The organism is Variovorax sp. 10N412, assembly GCF_056394985.1.
This window is the reverse complement of sequence record NZ_JBFTIO010000005.1, coordinates 77,712-91,673: the sequence shown is the minus strand read 5'-3', so window position 1 is coordinate 91,673 and position 13,962 is coordinate 77,712. Positions and strand designations below refer to the sequence as shown.

The following is a 13,962-nucleotide window of genomic DNA, read 5'->3' as shown; positions in this document are numbered from 1 at the left end:
GATGTCACCGCTTGCAACGATGCTGCAGCCCTCGACTCCCGAAAGCTGTGGCTGCCATGTTCCCCACCAAGACCGACAAGGCCCGCGATGAACTCCAGGGCGGCCAGCGCACGCTCAGCCAGCGGGAGCGCGCGCTGTTGCTCATGGCCGACGGCCGCCGCTCGCTGACCGACTTCAGCCCGCTGTTCAGCACCCGCGACGAGGCCGAGCAGGCGCTCCAGGCGCTGGTGCAGCGGGGCTACCTGCAAGACCCGCAGGCCGCCGCGGCTGCGGCTGCGCAGGCGGCACAGGCCTTGACCGTGCCCGCCGCCGACACGATCCAGGTCAGCACCTCGGCCGACAGCTTCGACGGCAAGCGCTCGCTGGCCACCACGCGCATGTTCCTGTTCGACATCTGCGAGCGCATGTTCGTGCGCCGCGACCCCAAGTTCGCGCTGCAGATGCGCGACGCCCTGCGCGAGGCGCGCGACCGCGAGGCCATGATGACCATCGCCGCGCTGATGCTCAGCGAAATCGAGAAAGCCGCGGGCCCGGAGCGCGCCGAATCGCTGCGCGAACGCATCGACCGGCTGCTGCCGCCGGCTGAAATCGTTCACTGAAGCGAAAGCCCTGCGCACCGCGATCCACTACACTCGCCCGGGTCAGGAGAGAGCCCCGCGCGACGGGGCCGCCGAAGGCGCAGGGGTTTCCCGAACGCTCAGGCAAAAGGACTGACAAGGCGCCGGTACACACCGGCGTTTCCTTGCTGGAGAGAGGCCGCCGTACCGGAAACGATGCAGCGGCCCACCGAAGGAGCAAACTCCGATCGTGGGGCGAATCTCTCAGGTAAAGCGGACAGCAGGGGTGGCCCATGGCTTGCGTCATGGATTTCGTCTGCCCCTTTGGAGTGCCCCATGGCCTCTTCCGCTGCCTCCGCTGCTTCCGCCCCCGACACTGCGCTTCTCAAGACGCCGCTGTACGACCTCCACGTGGAGCTCGGCGCCCGCATGGTGCCCTTTGCCGGCTACTCGATGCCGGTGCAGTACCCCGCCGGCCTGATGGCCGAACACAGGCACACACGCGACGCGGCCGGCCTGTTCGACATTTCCCACATGGGCCAGCTGCGCCTGGTCGGCCCCGACGCCGCAGCGGCTTTCGAGACCCTGATGCCCGTCGACGTGATCGACCTGCCCGCCGGCAAGCAGCGCTACGGCCTGCTGCTGAACGACGAGGGCGGCATCCTGGACGACCTGATGTTCTTCAACGAAGGCAACGGCTCGCTCTTCGTGATCGTCAACGGCGCCTGCAAGGTGGCCGACATCGCGCACATCCAGCGGAAGATCGGCGCGCGCTGCGAGGTGCAGCCCCTGCCCGACCACGCCCTGCTCGCGCTGCAGGGCCCGCAGGCAGCGGCCACGCTGGCGCGGCTGTCGCCCGGCATCGAGCGCTTCGTGTTCATGACCGGCGGCGCGGTGCAGATCGGCGGCATTCCGGCCTTCGTCACCCGCAGCGGCTACACCGGCGAAGACGGTTTCGAGATCTCGGCGGCGGCCAAGGACGCCGAGGCGCTGGCCCGGCTGCTGCTGGCCCAGCCCGAGGTCAAGCCCGTCGGCCTCGGCGCGCGCAATTCGCTGCGGCTCGAAGCCGGCCTGTGCCTGTACGGCAACGACATCGACACCACGACCACGCCGGTCGAAGCCTCGCTCAACTGGGCTATGCAGAAGGTGCGCCGCGCCGGGGGCGCGCGCGAAGGCGGCTTTCCGGGCGCCACGAAGATCCTGGCCCAGCTCGCCGCGGCCACCCCGGGAGCCGCTGGCCACACCGACCACGACACGCTCAAGCGCAAGCGCGTCGGCCTCGTGGCGCTCGAACGCATTCCGGTGCGCGACGGCACGGTGCTGCAGTCCTTCGAGGGCCACGACATCGGCGTCGTCACCAGCGGCCTGCTCGGCCCCACGGCCGACCGCTGCGTGGCCATGGGCTACGTGGCCACCGCTTTCGCGGAGCCGGGCACGCGCCTGCAGGCCATCGTGCGCGGCAAGCCGGTGCCCATGGAAGTCTCGACCCTGCCTTTCGTGCCGACGCGTTATTTCCGCGGCTAGGCTCTGCACCCCCGAATCATTTTTTCCACGAGGAGTTTTTCCATGAGCATCAAGTACACCAAGGACCACGAATGGGTGTCGGCCGAAGGCGGCGCAGCCACCGTCGGCATCACCGTACACGCGCAGGACGCGCTGGGCGACGTGGTGTTCGTCGACCTGCCTGAAGTCGGCAAGACCTTTGCTCAGGGCGAAGTCGCCGGCGTCGTCGAATCGGTCAAGGCCGCGGCCGACGTGTTCATGCCCGTGTCGGGCGAGATCGTCGAAGTGAACGAAGCGCTGCGCGCCGACCCCTCGCTGGCCAACAGCGACCCGCTGGCCAGCGGCTGGTTCTTCAAGGTCAAGCTGAGCGAACCCTCACAACTCGACGCCCTGCTGGACGCCGCCAGCTACGACAAATTCGCGGCCGAATCCTAGAAATGTTCGCCCCTCGGCTTGCCACTTCGTGTGCTTCGCCAGCCCCCATGGGGAAGGCGCGGCCCGCCTTGGGGCGGCCCGGCGGCGACCGCTGAGTCTTTCTTCTTTTTTTAGCCGATCCATCACGCCATGCCGATTCCCGCCCTTCCCTCTTTGCAAGAACTAGAGAACGCCGAAGAATTTCTCGCCCGCCACATCGGCATCGATGCGGCGGACGAGGCGCGCATGTTGCCGGTGATCGGCTCGGCCACACGCGCGGAGCTCATCGACGGCATCGTGCCGGCGGCCATCCGTCGCGCCAAGCCGATGCGGCTGCCCGCGCCGGTGACCGAGGCCGACGCGCTGGCCGAGCTGAAGGCGCTGGCGTCGAAGAACAAGGTGTTCAGGAGCTTCATCGGCCAGGGCTACTACGGAACGCACACGCCGGGCGTGATCCTGCGCAACGTGCTCGAGAACCCTGCCTGGTACACGGCCTACACGCCCTACCAGGCCGAGATTTCGCAGGGCCGCATGGAAGCCCTGCTCAACTTCCAGACGATGGTGTGCGACCTCACGGGCATGGCCATCGCCAACGCGTCGATGCTCGACGAAGCCACGGCCGCGGCCGAGGCCATGACGCTGGCCAAGCGCAGCGTCAAGAGCAAGAGCAACGTGTTCCTGGTGTCGGGCGACTGCCACCCGCAGACCATCGAGGTCATCAGGACGCGCGCCGCGCCGCTGGGCATCGAGGTCAAGGTGAGCAGCGTGTCGGAAACGCTGCCGCTGCTGATGGTGAGCGGCGAGTTCTTCGGCGTGCTCGCGCAGTACCCCGCCACCACCGGCCACGTGCACGACCTGCGCCCGCTCGCGGGCCATGCGCACCAGTGCGACGCCGCCCTCATCGTCGCGGCCGACCTGCTGGCGCTCACGCTGCTGGTCGCCCCCGGCGAGTTCGACGCCGACATCGTCTGCGGCACCACGCAGCGCTTCGGCATGCCGCTGTGCAACGGCGGCCCGCACGCCGCTTACCTGGCCTGCCGCGATTCGTTCAAGCGCTCGCTGCCGGGCCGCCTGGTGGGCGTGAGCGTCGACACGCACGGCCAGCCCGCCTACCGCCTGGCGCTGCAAACGCGCGAGCAGCACATCCGCCGCGAGAAGGCCACCTCCAACATCTGTACCGCGCAGGTGCTGCCGGCCGTGGTGGCGAGCATGTACGCCGTGTACCACGGGCCCGACGGCCTCACGCGCATCGCGCAGCGCGTGGCGGCGCTCACGGCCATCCTGTCCAAGGGCCTGTCGCAGATGGGCCGCGAGCCGGTCAACGGCACCGCCTTCGATTCGCTCACCGTGAGCACCGGTGACGACACGCAGGCCATCCTGGAGCGCGCGCAGGCCGGCGGCGTCAACCTGCGCCAGCGCCTGCAACACCACCTGGGCATCTCGCTGGACGAGACCACCACGCGCGCCGACGTCGAGACGCTGTGGGCGCTGTTCGTGCCCGCAGGCACCGCCATGCCGCGCTTCGACGACCTGGCCGCCAGCGCCACACCGCTGATCCCCGAGGACCTGCGCCGCACCAGCGCTTTCCTCACGCATCCGGTGTTCAACACCCACAAGAGCGAAACCTCGATGCTGCGCTACATCCGCAGCCTGTCCGACAAGGACCTGGCGCTCGACCGCAGCATGATCCCGCTGGGCAGCTGCACCATGAAGCTCAACGCGACCAGCGAGATGATTCCGATCACCTGGCCCGAGTTCGCGAACATCCATCCTTTCGCGCCGGCCGACCAGCTGCAGGGCTACGCCCAGCTCGACGCACAACTGCGCGCCTGGCTGTGCGAGGCCACCGGCTACGCAGGCATCAGCCTGCAGCCCAACGCGGGCTCGCAGGGCGAGTACGCGGGACTGCTGGCCATCAAGGGCTTTCATGAAGCCAAGGGCCAGGGCCATCGCAACATCTGCCTGATTCCGTCTTCCGCCCACGGCACCAATCCGGCCAGTGCGCAGATGGTCGGCATGCAGGTGGTGGTGACGGCCTGCGACGCGCAGGGCAACGTCGACATGGACGACCTGAAGCGCGCCTGCGAGAAGCACAGCGACCACCTGGCCGCGGTGATGATCACCTACCCCAGCACGCATGGCGTGTTCGAGACGCGCGTGAAGGAACTCTGCGAGCTGGTGCACGCGCACGGCGGCCGCGTGTACGTGGACGGCGCCAACATGAACGCGCTGGTCGGGGTGGCCGCGCCGGGCGAGTTCGGCGGCGACGTGAGCCACCTGAACCTGCACAAGACCTTCTGCATTCCGCACGGCGGTGGCGGCCCGGGCGTGGGCCCGGTGTGCGTGGTCGAAGACCTGGTGCCATACCTGCCGGGCCATGCGACCGCAGGTGTGGCTTCGCAAGGCGTGGGGGCCGTGTCCGCCGCGCCGCTGGGCAATGCGGCCGTGCTGCCGATCAGCTGGATGTACTGCCGCATGATGGGCGCCAAGGGCCTGCAGGCCGCGACCGAAACGGCCATCCTCAGCGCCAACTACATCAGCGCGCGGCTGAAGGACCACTACCCGACGCTGTACGCGAGCCCCAACGGGCACGTCGCGCACGAGTGCATCCTCGACCTGCGCCCGCTGAAGGACACCAGCGGTGTCACCGCGGAAGACGTGGCCAAGCGCCTGATCGACTACGGCTTCCACGCGCCCACGCTGAGCTTCCCGGTGCCGGGCACGCTGATGGTCGAGCCGACGGAAAGCGAGCCGCTGGTCGAGCTCGACCGCTTCATCGACGCGATGATCGCCATCCGCGGCGAGATCCGCCGCATCGAGGAAGGTGTCTGGCCGAAGGAAGACAACCCGCTCAAGCACGCACCGCACACCGCGGCCAGCCTGCTGGGCACGGAATGGGCCCATCCGTACTCGCGCGAACTCGGCGCGTTCCCGCTGGCCGAACTCAAGAACGCGAAGTACTGGCCACCCATCGGTCGTGTGGACAACGTGTACGGCGACCGCAACCTGTTCTGCAGCTGCGTGCCGGTGGGCGACTACAAGGAAGCCGAAGAGGCCTGACACAGACGCGGTGGCGGCGCCTGAAAACGCCGCCGCACCGCGGTCCCTCAGCCCTTCTTTCTTGCCACCTCGCCCGTGGCAACCTGCTGGCGCAGCCCGCGCAGGCTGGCCTTCACCTTGCGCTCGTTCTCCGGGCCCATGCGCACCATGATCTTCTGGCCGGCAGACATCGACTGCAGTTGCGGGTCGACGTACTCGTAGCGCACCCACGGCCGTTGCGAGGGCACGTCGCCCTTCACCTCGACCAGCCGCACCTGCACCGGGCCCGTGGGCTCGGGTGCCTGCAGCAGGTGGTCGATCACCGCGATGAGCCGGTCGTTGAAGTAGCGCCCCGGGTAGCCCAGCTCTTCGTACGCCTGCTGGAACAGCGGATACAGCCTGGCGTACACGGCCGCGGCCTTGGCCGGGTCGATCGATTGCGCCAGCAGCACGACGGCGTTGTAGCGCGCGGCATTGTTGGCCGAGATGGCCTGCGTCTCGCCTTCCCCTTCGGTGATGAAGCGCTGGCCCGTGGGCTGCACCGGCCATGCATTGGCCGGCGCCTGTTCGCGCGCGAGGTTGTCGACGGTGGCCACGAAGCGGTGCACGATGCCGTCGGAGCGCAGGAAGGCCTCGGCGTTCTTCGCGCCGAGCAACTCGGCCAATGCCTTCATCACGCGCGAATCGGAGTCGGCCAGCTTGGGCAGCGCGGCGTCGGGCGGCGCCAGGGCATCGACCGGGTTCTGCGGCCCCTTGGGCTCGGCAGCGGCGGGCGGCGGCGCGGCCGGCGCGTCATTGGGTGCAGCGGCCACGGGCGCGGGCTCGACGGGTGGCTGCTGTTGCTGCTGGTACCAGCGCCAGCCAAAGAATGCGGCCGCAAGCAGCACCAGCACGGCCACGACGATGGCGCCCGTGGGCGTCTCGCGGCGGGGTCGGAAGTCGGGGGCGTCGCGGTTGTCGCTGTCGGACATGGGTCGGGTTCCTTTTCGAGGAATGTCAGGGGTGGCGAAGGGCCATGGTGCACCAATTCGGGTGGCGGACGAGCCCTTGCGACGTAACGCCCTGTGACGCGCGTGCCGCGCGGCCTGGCGATTCAACCGCCCTGTGAAGCGGCGGCGCGGGCCGCGGGCGCAGGCCGGTCCTTCGCCTCGTCGAGTTCGCACGCCAGCCTTGGAATCGAGTGGGCGCCGACGATGTTCCAGGAAGTCTTGAGGCTGAAGAAGAGCGCGTAGCGAATGCTGCGGATCTTCGGCTGGTCCTCGGTCGGCGGCACGAAGAAGTTGGTGAGCGAGCGCACGAACGCCAGCGCTTCGCCGCGCTCGTAGATGCGGTCTATCTCGAGCTGTTCCGCGTTCGGCTCCCGCACGGCGGGCTCGACGCTGTAGTAGCCCGTGACCGGCGACGGGTCGAACGCATACACGCGCTCGACGCGCGGCACGTCGGCATCGGCCGGCAGCGCATAGGCGAATTGCTGGGCAAGACCGCCACCCAGCGAATGGCCGGTCGAATAGAGCTTCAGTCCGCTCCCGCTTCGCAGGTACGCATGGCGCGGGTCTGCCGCACGGGCCTTGAACCGCGCGACGAAGGCCTTGACGAACTCCTTCTGGATCAGCGTGTACTCGTCCTCGCGCTCCGGCAGGAACCAGCGGATGTTCGACAACCAGTCGGAGGCGTTGGAAAACACCGTGCCGCCGAAGGCCACCGCCACCCTGCGCGTGGCGGCATGCTCCCAGACCTCGACGCGCAAGTGCGCGTGGCGCAAACGATCGACCAGGTCGCCGTCCTGCGATCCCGGAAAGTCCTTCCAGCGGCGCCAGCCGGCGCTGTCCAGCACCTCGTCGGGCTTGGGGCAATCGCTGGGCGCCTTCAGTCCCTGCACATCCGCAGGCCCGGCGTCGCGCATGGCCGCAGCAGGCTCGGTCCCCGTGGCTTCTAGGTAATGCGCGTTGTAGGCCCGGGTGCTCAACCACGCGAACTCCCAGTGCTTGCGCGCCTCCACGCCCACATCCACCGAATAGCCGAGCACACGCTCGCCAGGCTCTCGCGACAGCGCCGTATCCCGTGGTTGGGTGAGGCTGACGCAGCCATGCAGCAGGCACAGCAGCAGCAAGCCGGTGACCGAACCGGGCAGACGGCGCATGAATGCAGGCGCCGAGCGGCGTGCGCGTGTGTTCGATGGCATCCAGACCTCCTGTACCACGACCGCAATCCGGCCCAGGGCAGGCTATCGCGGCATAGGCATGAGCCCATCCTTCTTTCATGGGAGGCGACCGACAACGAAGCTGACCCGAAGCGGCTTCGTACAAGGGTTTTCCCTGTTTGCATACGAATGCAAGCTTTCGACATTGCATTCGTATGCAACACCCAACCTGAAGGCAAAGCGAATGATCAGATACCTCAAGCGCGGCAAGGACGTGCAAGTCCGGGCCGACGACGACGCCAAGGTGCGCGCCACCGTCGAAGGCATCATCAAGGACGTGGAAGCGCGCGGCGATGCGGCCGTGCGCGACTACAGCCGCCAGTTCGACAACTGGAACCCCGCCGACTTCAGGCTCTCGGCCGACGCCATCGAAAAAGCGCGCAAGAGCCTGTCGGCGCGCGAGATCGAGGACATCGCCTTCGCGCAGAAGCAGGTGCGCAACTTCGCGCAGATCCAGCGCGACTCGATGAAGGACGTCGAGGTCGAGACCTATCCCGGCGTCGTGCTCGGCCACCGGCACATTCCCATGGATGCCGTGGGCTGCTACATCCCCGGCGGCAAGTACCCGCTGCTGGCCTCGGCCCACATGAGCGTGCTGACGGCCAAGGTGGCAGGCGTGAAGCGCATCGTGGCCACCGCACCGCCCTACCAGGGCGCGCCGCACCCGGCCATCGTCACCGCCATGGCCATGGCCGGCGCCGACGAAATCCTGGTGCTGGGTGGCGTGCAGGCCGTGGTGGCCATGGCCGTGGGCACCCAGACCATCGCCCCGGTCGACATGCTGGTGGGGCCCGGCAACATGTACGTGGCCGAAGCCAAGCGCCAGCTCTACGGCCGCGTGGGCATCGACCTGTTCGCCGGCCCCACCGAGACGCTGGTGATCGCAGATGAAACAGCCGACGGCGAGATGTGCGCGGTCGACCTGCTGGGCCAGGCCGAGCACGGCCCCACCTCGCCGGCCATCCTGCTGACCACGAGCGAGCAGCTGGCGCACGACACCCTGGCCGAGATCGAGCGGCAACTGAATATCCTGCCCACCGCCGCCATCGCCGCCGTGAGTTGGGCCGAGTACGGCGAAGTGATCGTCTGCGACACGCAGGAAGAGATGCTGCGCAAGGCCAACGAACTGGCCTTCGAGCACGTGCAGGTGCTCACGCGCGACCCCGACTACTTTCTGGCGCACATGACCAACTACGGCGCCCTGTTCCTCGGCCCGCGCACCAACGTGAGCTTCGGCGACAAGGTCATCGGCACCAACCACACGCTGCCCACCAACCGCAACGCGCGCTACACCGGCGGCCTGTGGGTCGGCAAGTTTTTGAAGACCTGCACCTACCAGAAGGTACTGACCGACGAGGCCAGCGCGCTCATGGGCGAGTACTGCTCGCGCCTGTGCCACATGGAAAACTTCGCCGGCCACGGCGAGCAGGCCAACCTGCGCGTGCGCCGCTACGGCACGCGCGCCGAGGTGCCGTGGTACCAGCCGGTGCCGGCGCTGTCGTGATGGGTGCGCTGCCCCGTTCGCCGGGCTTTCGTGTCGACGGCCAGCGCGCGCTGGTCACCGGCGCGGGGCGCGGCATCGGCCTGGCCGCGGCGGCGGCGCTGGCGCGCGCCGGCGCCCACGTCACCCTGGCCGCGCGCTCGCAGAACGAGCTGCGCGAAGCCTGCGAGCTGATCCGCGCCGAAGGCGGCGCGTGCGACTGGCTGGTGCTCGACGTGACCGACGCGGCCGCGGTGACCGCCGCGCTGGGCGCCGTGGCGCCGTTCCAGGTGCTGGTCAACAACGCGGGCCTCAACCGGCCCAGGCTGCTGGTCGACGTGCAGGACGAAGACATCGACGCGGTGTTCGACCTGAATGTGAAGGCCACGCTGTACGTCACGCGCACCGTGGCGCGCGGGCTGCTCGCGGCGAAGCTGCCGGGCTCCATCGTCACCATCTCCTCGCAGATGGGCGTGGTCGGCAGCCCGCGCCGCACGCTGTACTGCGCGAGCAAGCATGCCGTCGAGGGCATGACCAAGGCGCTGGCCTGGGAGCTGGGCCCGGCGAACATCCGCGTCAACACCATCTGCCCCACCTTCATCGAGACCGCGATGACGGCGAACATGTTCGCCGACCCCGCGTTCCGCGGCTGGGTGACCGAGCGCATCGCGCTGGGCCGCCTGGGCCGGACCGAGGAGATCATGGGCGCGGTGGTGTTCCTGGCGAGCGAGGCATCGAGCCTCATGACCGGCAGCGCGCTGATGCTCGACGGCGGCTGGAGCGCGGCATGAGGTCCAACGCCACCGCGCAGGACGTGGCCAAGCTCGCCAACGTGTCGCAGTCGGCCGTGAGTCGCACCTTCACGCCCGGAGCCAGCGTGTCGGAAGACACGCGCGCCCGCGTGATGATCGCGGCCAAGTCGCTGGGCTACCGGCCCAACGCCATGGCACGCAGCCTGATCACGCGGCGCAGCCGCATCATCGCGCTGGTCATGGGCTACCTGGAGAACCAGTTCTACCCGCTGGTGATCGAGAAGCTCTCGCAGAAGCTGCAGAAGCAGGGCTACCACGTGCTGATGTTCATCAGCGACGGCGACGAGACCGACGGCGTGCTCGACGAGATCCTGCAGTACCAGATCGACGGCATCGTCATGGCCTCGGCGATGCTGTCGCCCGACCTCGCGCGCCAGTGCGCCGACTCGGGCGTGCCGGTGGTGCTGTTCAACCGCGTGCCCGACACCAGCGCCTTTGCGCGGCACACCACCAGCTCGGTCACCTCCGACAACCGCGAGGGCGGTCGCATGGTGGCCGAACTGCTGCTGGCGCGCGGCCACCAGCGCATCGCGTTCCTCGCGGGGCTGGAGAAGTCGTCGACCAACCTGGAGCGCGAGCGCGGCTTCAACGACGCGCTCGCGCAAGCCGGCGTGTCGGTGTTCCGCCGCGAGGTGGGCCACTACAGCTTCGAGCGCGCACGCGACGCGGCACGCGCCATGTTCAGCGGCGTGCCCGCCACCAAGCGCCCCGACGCCGTGTTCGTGGCCAACGACCACATGGCCATCGCCGTGATGGACGTGCTGCGCCACGAACTCGGCCTGCGCGTGCCCGAGGACGTGAGCGTGGTCGGCTTCGACGACGTGCCGCAGGCCGCCTGGGGCGCCTACCGCCTCACGACCGTGGTGCAGGGCGTGGAGCCGATGGTCGAGGCCACGGTCGAGCTGCTGCACGAACAGATGCTGGACGACGCGCAGCCGCGCAACGTGGTCATTGCGTGCCGCGTGGTCGAGCGCGACTCGGTGCGCGCGGCGCGCCCGCCAAAGGCGCCAGGCCCGCGTGCGCCGCGAGGCAAGACAACCGTTTCGAAGCCCGCCTGAGCGGGCCACATCCCATCCATCCAGGAGACAACCCCATGAGCCCCCGAATCCGCCCCACAGTGCTGACCGCACTTGCACTTTCCGCACTCACGGCCTTGGCCACCATGGCCGGCGTTGCCCACGCGCAGCCGGCCGCCTGGCCCACCAAGCCGATCAAGTACGTCGTGCCCTTCTCGCCCGGCGGCGTGTCCGACGGCGTGGCGCGGCTCGTCGCCCAGCACCTGGGCGAGCGCCTGGGCCAGCCGGTGATCATCGACAACCGCCCGGGCGTGTCGGGCATCGTCGGCACGCAGGCCGTGGCGCGCGCGCCGGCCGACGGCTACACCGTGATGGGCGGCACCATCACCACGCACGCGGTCAACCCCTTCTTCAACAAGAACCTCGGCTACGACCCGGTGAAGGACTTCGTGCCGGTCAACCTCGTGGGCATGGTGAGCAACGTGCTGGTGGTGCCGGAGGGCAGCCGGTTCAATTCGGTGGCGCAGGTGGTGGCCGAGCTCAAGGCCAAACCCGACAGCCTCACCTACGGCACCGCCGGCCCCGGCACCTCGCAGCACCTGTCGGGCCAGCTGTTCGAGAACATCACGCACACGCGCATGCGACAGATCGTCTACAAGGGCGGCTCGCAGGCGATCGTCGACCTGGTCGGCGGGCAGATCGACATGGTGTTCGAGACCGTGGCGGCGGCGCGTCCGATGATCGACGGCAAGCGCGTGAAGGTGCTCGGCGTGACCGCGGCGAAGCGGCTGGCCAGCCTGCCCGGCGTGCCCACGCTGGCCGAGGCGGGCGCGCCGAACTTCGAGATGCAGTCGTGGCAGGGCGTGTTCGCGCCCGCCGGCACGCCCAAGCCGGTGGTCGAGCGGCTGGCGCGAGAGATAGCCGCCATCGTCGCGATGCCCGACGTGCAGGACAAGCTGCGCGGCCTGGGCGTGGAGCCCGACGGCCGCACGTCGGAGGCCTTCACGGCCTTCCAGCAGGCGGAGATCGTGAAGTGGGGCAAGGTCATCAAGGACGCAGGCATCCAGGCCGAATGAGGAACACAGCATGAAACACACATCCATCACAAGCATCGCATCCCTGCGCCGCACCGCATTGCGGGCGGCCGCCGCGCTGGCCTTCGTCGGCGGCATCGGCAGCATCGCTTCCGCACAGGCGGCCACCGGCCCGGGCGGCTACCCCGCCACCGGCCGCGTCACCATCGTCGTGCCCTTCGCGCCGGGCGGCGCCACCGACATCGTCGCGCGCCTGGTCGCCGAGGAACTCGGCAAGCGCTGGGGCACGGCCGTGGTGGTCGACAACCGGGCCGGCGCGGGCGGCGGCATCGGCACCGAGTTCGTCGCGCGCGCCAAACCCGACGGCTACACGCTGCTGCTGGGCACGCAGACCGCGCTGTCGGTCAACCCCACGCTGCTGAAGAAGCTGAGCTACAACGTCGACAAGGACTTCGCGCCCGTCACCGAACTCGCGAGCACGCCGCTCGTGCTGCTGGCGGGCAACAAGTCAGGCGCGACCGATGTGAAGTCGCTCATTGCGGTCGTCAAGGCCAAGCCCGATGCCGTGTCGTACGGCTCCAGCGGCAACGGCACCTCGCAGCACCTCACGGCGCTGATGTTCCTGAACCGCATCGGCGGCAAGGCGGTGCACGTGCCGTACAAGGGCAGCAGCCAGTCGCTGGTCGACCTGGCGGGCAACCAGATCGACATGCAGTTCGACAACATGAGCACCGCGCTCGCATTCGCCAAGAACAACCAGGCCAAGGCGCTGGCGGTGACCAGCGCCGCGCGCTCGCCACTGGCGCCCGAGCTGCCGACGGTGGCCGAATCGGGCGTGCCCGGGTTCGAGGCCGCGACCTGGCTGGGCCTGCTCGCGCCGGCCGCGACGCCCGCGCCGGTGGTGACCTGGCTCAACGCCGAGGTCGTGGCGGTGCTGCGCACGCCCTCGGTGGTCGAGCGGCTGGCCGCGCAAGGCTTCACGCCCAAGCCGATGACGCCGCAGGCCTTTCGCAAGTTCATCCAGGACGAGACGCTGAAGTTCGCCGAGCTCATCAAAACCAACCACGTGAGCATCGAATGACCACCGCCGACCACCCCCTCCATCCAACGCACCCGCTGGACACGCGCCTGCCCGCCCTGCTCAGGAGCGGCCAGCGCCTGCGCGGCCTGTTCAATTCGCTGCCCAGCCCGGCCATCGTGGAGATGTGCGGCTACGCGGGCTTCGACTTCGTCATCCTCGACAACGAGCACGGCAGCGCCAACCTGGAGACCACCGAGCACATGCTGCGCGCCGCGCGCGCGAGCGGCATCGTGCCCGTGGTGCGCTGCCTGCGGCACGACATCTCGCGCGTGCTCGACATGGGCGCCAGCGGCGTGCAGATTCCCATGGTGGGCAGCGCCGAAGAAGCGCGCGACCTGGTGCAGCAGGTGCGCTATCCGCGCACGGGCCGGCGCGGCAGCGCGTTCAGCCCGCGTGCCGCCGGCTACGGCGCCTTTCCCGGCGTGGCGCACACCGAGCGCAGCAATGCGGGCGTGGCGCTGATCGTGATGATCGAGACGCCGCAAGCCGTCGAGCAGGCCGCCGAGATTGCGGCCGTGCCTGGGGTGGATGCCGTCTTCGTCGGACCGAACGACCTCTCGCATGCGATGGGCTTCGACAACAACTGGAAGGCGCCCGAGGTCGAAGCGGCCATCCAGCGCGCGCTGTGCGCCATTCGCGACGCGGGCAACTGCGGCGGCGTGATCGCGCTCACGCCGGACGACGAGGCGAAATACGCCCAGTGGGGCGCACGCTACTTCGCGAGCACCACCACGGGGCTCATCACGCAGGCCTTCCAGCAGGCCTCGGGCGCCGGCGGGCGAAGGCCTGCGGCGGCAACGCTCGGCTACTGATCCGGTGCAGGCGA

Annotated in this window: 12 protein-coding genes and 2 riboswitches; of the genes, 10 read left to right on the top strand and 2 right to left on the bottom strand. The window is 69.0% G+C overall.

Annotated features, from left to right (window positions below):
- Positions 1–56 precede the first annotated feature (56 nt).
- The 4 genes from AC1DJH_RS14490 (at position 57) to gcvP (ending at position 5,534) form a co-directional block, all read left to right on the top strand.
- Positions 57–599 carry a hypothetical protein gene (locus tag AC1DJH_RS14490; protein WP_472115918.1) on the top strand — a complete coding sequence of 181 codons (543 nt, stop codon included), beginning with the start codon at positions 57–59 and terminating at the stop codon, positions 597–599.
- 33 nt (positions 600–632) lie between these two features.
- Positions 633–723: riboswitch (glycine riboswitch) on the top strand.
- Between the two features lie 12 nt (positions 724–735).
- Positions 736–848, top strand: a riboswitch (glycine riboswitch).
- 45 nt (positions 849–893) lie between these two features.
- On the top strand, positions 894–2,081 hold the full coding sequence (gene gcvT, locus AC1DJH_RS14485) for a glycine cleavage system aminomethyltransferase GcvT (protein ID WP_472115921.1): 1,188 nt from the start codon (positions 894–896) through the stop codon (positions 2,079–2,081).
- 42 nt (positions 2,082–2,123) lie between these two features.
- Positions 2,124–2,495, top strand: coding sequence for a glycine cleavage system protein GcvH (gene gcvH, locus AC1DJH_RS14480; RefSeq protein ID WP_472115924.1), 372 nt, complete (start codon positions 2,124–2,126; stop codon positions 2,493–2,495).
- 129 nt (positions 2,496–2,624) lie between these two features.
- Entirely contained in the window at positions 2,625–5,534 is a 2,910-nt protein-coding gene (gcvP, locus tag AC1DJH_RS14475; protein WP_472115927.1) for an aminomethyl-transferring glycine dehydrogenase, read from the top strand.
- A 47-nt stretch (positions 5,535–5,581) separates the two neighbouring features.
- On the opposite strand, the gene AC1DJH_RS14470 is transcribed toward gcvP, so the two are convergent.
- Positions 5,582–6,484, bottom strand: coding sequence for a DUF3014 domain-containing protein (locus tag AC1DJH_RS14470; RefSeq protein WP_472115930.1), 903 nt, complete (start codon positions 6,482–6,484; stop codon positions 5,582–5,584).
- Positions 6,485–6,606: 122 nt separating this feature from the next.
- Complete coding sequence (locus AC1DJH_RS14465; protein WP_472115933.1) at positions 6,607–7,695, bottom strand: lipase family protein; 1,089 nt, start codon at positions 7,693–7,695, stop codon at positions 6,607–6,609.
- Positions 7,696–7,897: 202 nt separating this feature from the next.
- On the opposite strand from AC1DJH_RS14465, the gene hisD reads away from it, so the two are divergent.
- Genes hisD through AC1DJH_RS14435 form a run of 6 tightly spaced genes read left to right on the top strand, consistent with a single transcriptional unit; the run spans position 7,898 to position 13,948 of the window.
- The gene (gene hisD, locus AC1DJH_RS14460) at positions 7,898–9,217 is read left to right on the top strand and encodes a histidinol dehydrogenase (protein WP_472115936.1); all 1,320 of its coding nucleotides are present in this window, start codon (positions 7,898–7,900) and stop codon (positions 9,215–9,217) included.
- On the top strand, positions 9,217–9,984 hold the full coding sequence (locus AC1DJH_RS14455) for an SDR family NAD(P)-dependent oxidoreductase (RefSeq protein ID WP_472115939.1): 768 nt from the start codon (positions 9,217–9,219) through the stop codon (positions 9,982–9,984). The genes hisD and AC1DJH_RS14455 overlap by 1 nt, the downstream gene beginning before the upstream one ends.
- A complete protein-coding gene (locus tag AC1DJH_RS14450) occupies positions 9,981–11,063 on the top strand; it encodes a LacI family DNA-binding transcriptional regulator (RefSeq protein ID WP_472115941.1) in 1,083 nt (360 codons plus the stop codon). Before AC1DJH_RS14455 ends, AC1DJH_RS14450 begins: the two co-directional genes overlap by 4 nt.
- A 35-nt stretch (positions 11,064–11,098) precedes the next feature.
- Complete coding sequence (locus AC1DJH_RS14445) at positions 11,099–12,097, top strand: Bug family tripartite tricarboxylate transporter substrate binding protein (RefSeq protein WP_472115943.1); 999 nt, start codon at positions 11,099–11,101, stop codon at positions 12,095–12,097.
- 10 nt (positions 12,098–12,107) lie between these two features.
- Entirely contained in the window at positions 12,108–13,136 is a 1,029-nt protein-coding gene (locus tag AC1DJH_RS14440) for a Bug family tripartite tricarboxylate transporter substrate binding protein (RefSeq protein ID WP_472115946.1), read from the top strand.
- Positions 13,133–13,948: an HpcH/HpaI aldolase family protein gene (locus tag AC1DJH_RS14435; RefSeq protein WP_472115950.1), complete on the top strand. Its 816-nt coding sequence runs from the start codon at positions 13,133–13,135 to the stop codon at positions 13,946–13,948. The genes AC1DJH_RS14440 and AC1DJH_RS14435 overlap by 4 nt, the downstream gene beginning before the upstream one ends.
- Positions 13,949–13,962: the final 14 nt, after the last annotated feature.

Coding starts and splice junctions, on each gene's coding strand:
- gcvH (WP_472115924.1), top strand. CDS start 2,124: ATGAGCATCAAGTACACCAAGGACCACGAATGGGTGTCGGCCGAAGGC.
- AC1DJH_RS14440 (WP_472115946.1), top strand. CDS start 12,108: ATGAAACACACATCCATCACAAGCATCGCATCCCTGCGCCGCACCGCA.
- AC1DJH_RS14465 (WP_472115933.1), bottom strand. CDS start 7,695: ATGCCATCGAACACACGCGCACGCCGCTCGGCGCCTGCATTCATGCGC.
- AC1DJH_RS14490 (WP_472115918.1), top strand. CDS start 57: ATGTTCCCCACCAAGACCGACAAGGCCCGCGATGAACTCCAGGGCGGC.
- AC1DJH_RS14470 (WP_472115930.1), bottom strand. CDS start 6,484: ATGTCCGACAGCGACAACCGCGACGCCCCCGACTTCCGACCCCGCCGC.
- gcvP (WP_472115927.1), top strand. CDS start 2,625: ATGCCGATTCCCGCCCTTCCCTCTTTGCAAGAACTAGAGAACGCCGAA.
- AC1DJH_RS14455 (WP_472115939.1), top strand. CDS start 9,217: ATGGGTGCGCTGCCCCGTTCGCCGGGCTTTCGTGTCGACGGCCAGCGC.
- gcvT (WP_472115921.1), top strand. CDS start 894: ATGGCCTCTTCCGCTGCCTCCGCTGCTTCCGCCCCCGACACTGCGCTT.
- AC1DJH_RS14450 (WP_472115941.1), top strand. CDS start 9,981: ATGAGGTCCAACGCCACCGCGCAGGACGTGGCCAAGCTCGCCAACGTG.
- hisD (WP_472115936.1), top strand. CDS start 7,898: ATGATCAGATACCTCAAGCGCGGCAAGGACGTGCAAGTCCGGGCCGAC.
- AC1DJH_RS14435 (WP_472115950.1), top strand. CDS start 13,133: ATGACCACCGCCGACCACCCCCTCCATCCAACGCACCCGCTGGACACG.
- AC1DJH_RS14445 (WP_472115943.1), top strand. CDS start 11,099: ATGAGCCCCCGAATCCGCCCCACAGTGCTGACCGCACTTGCACTTTCC.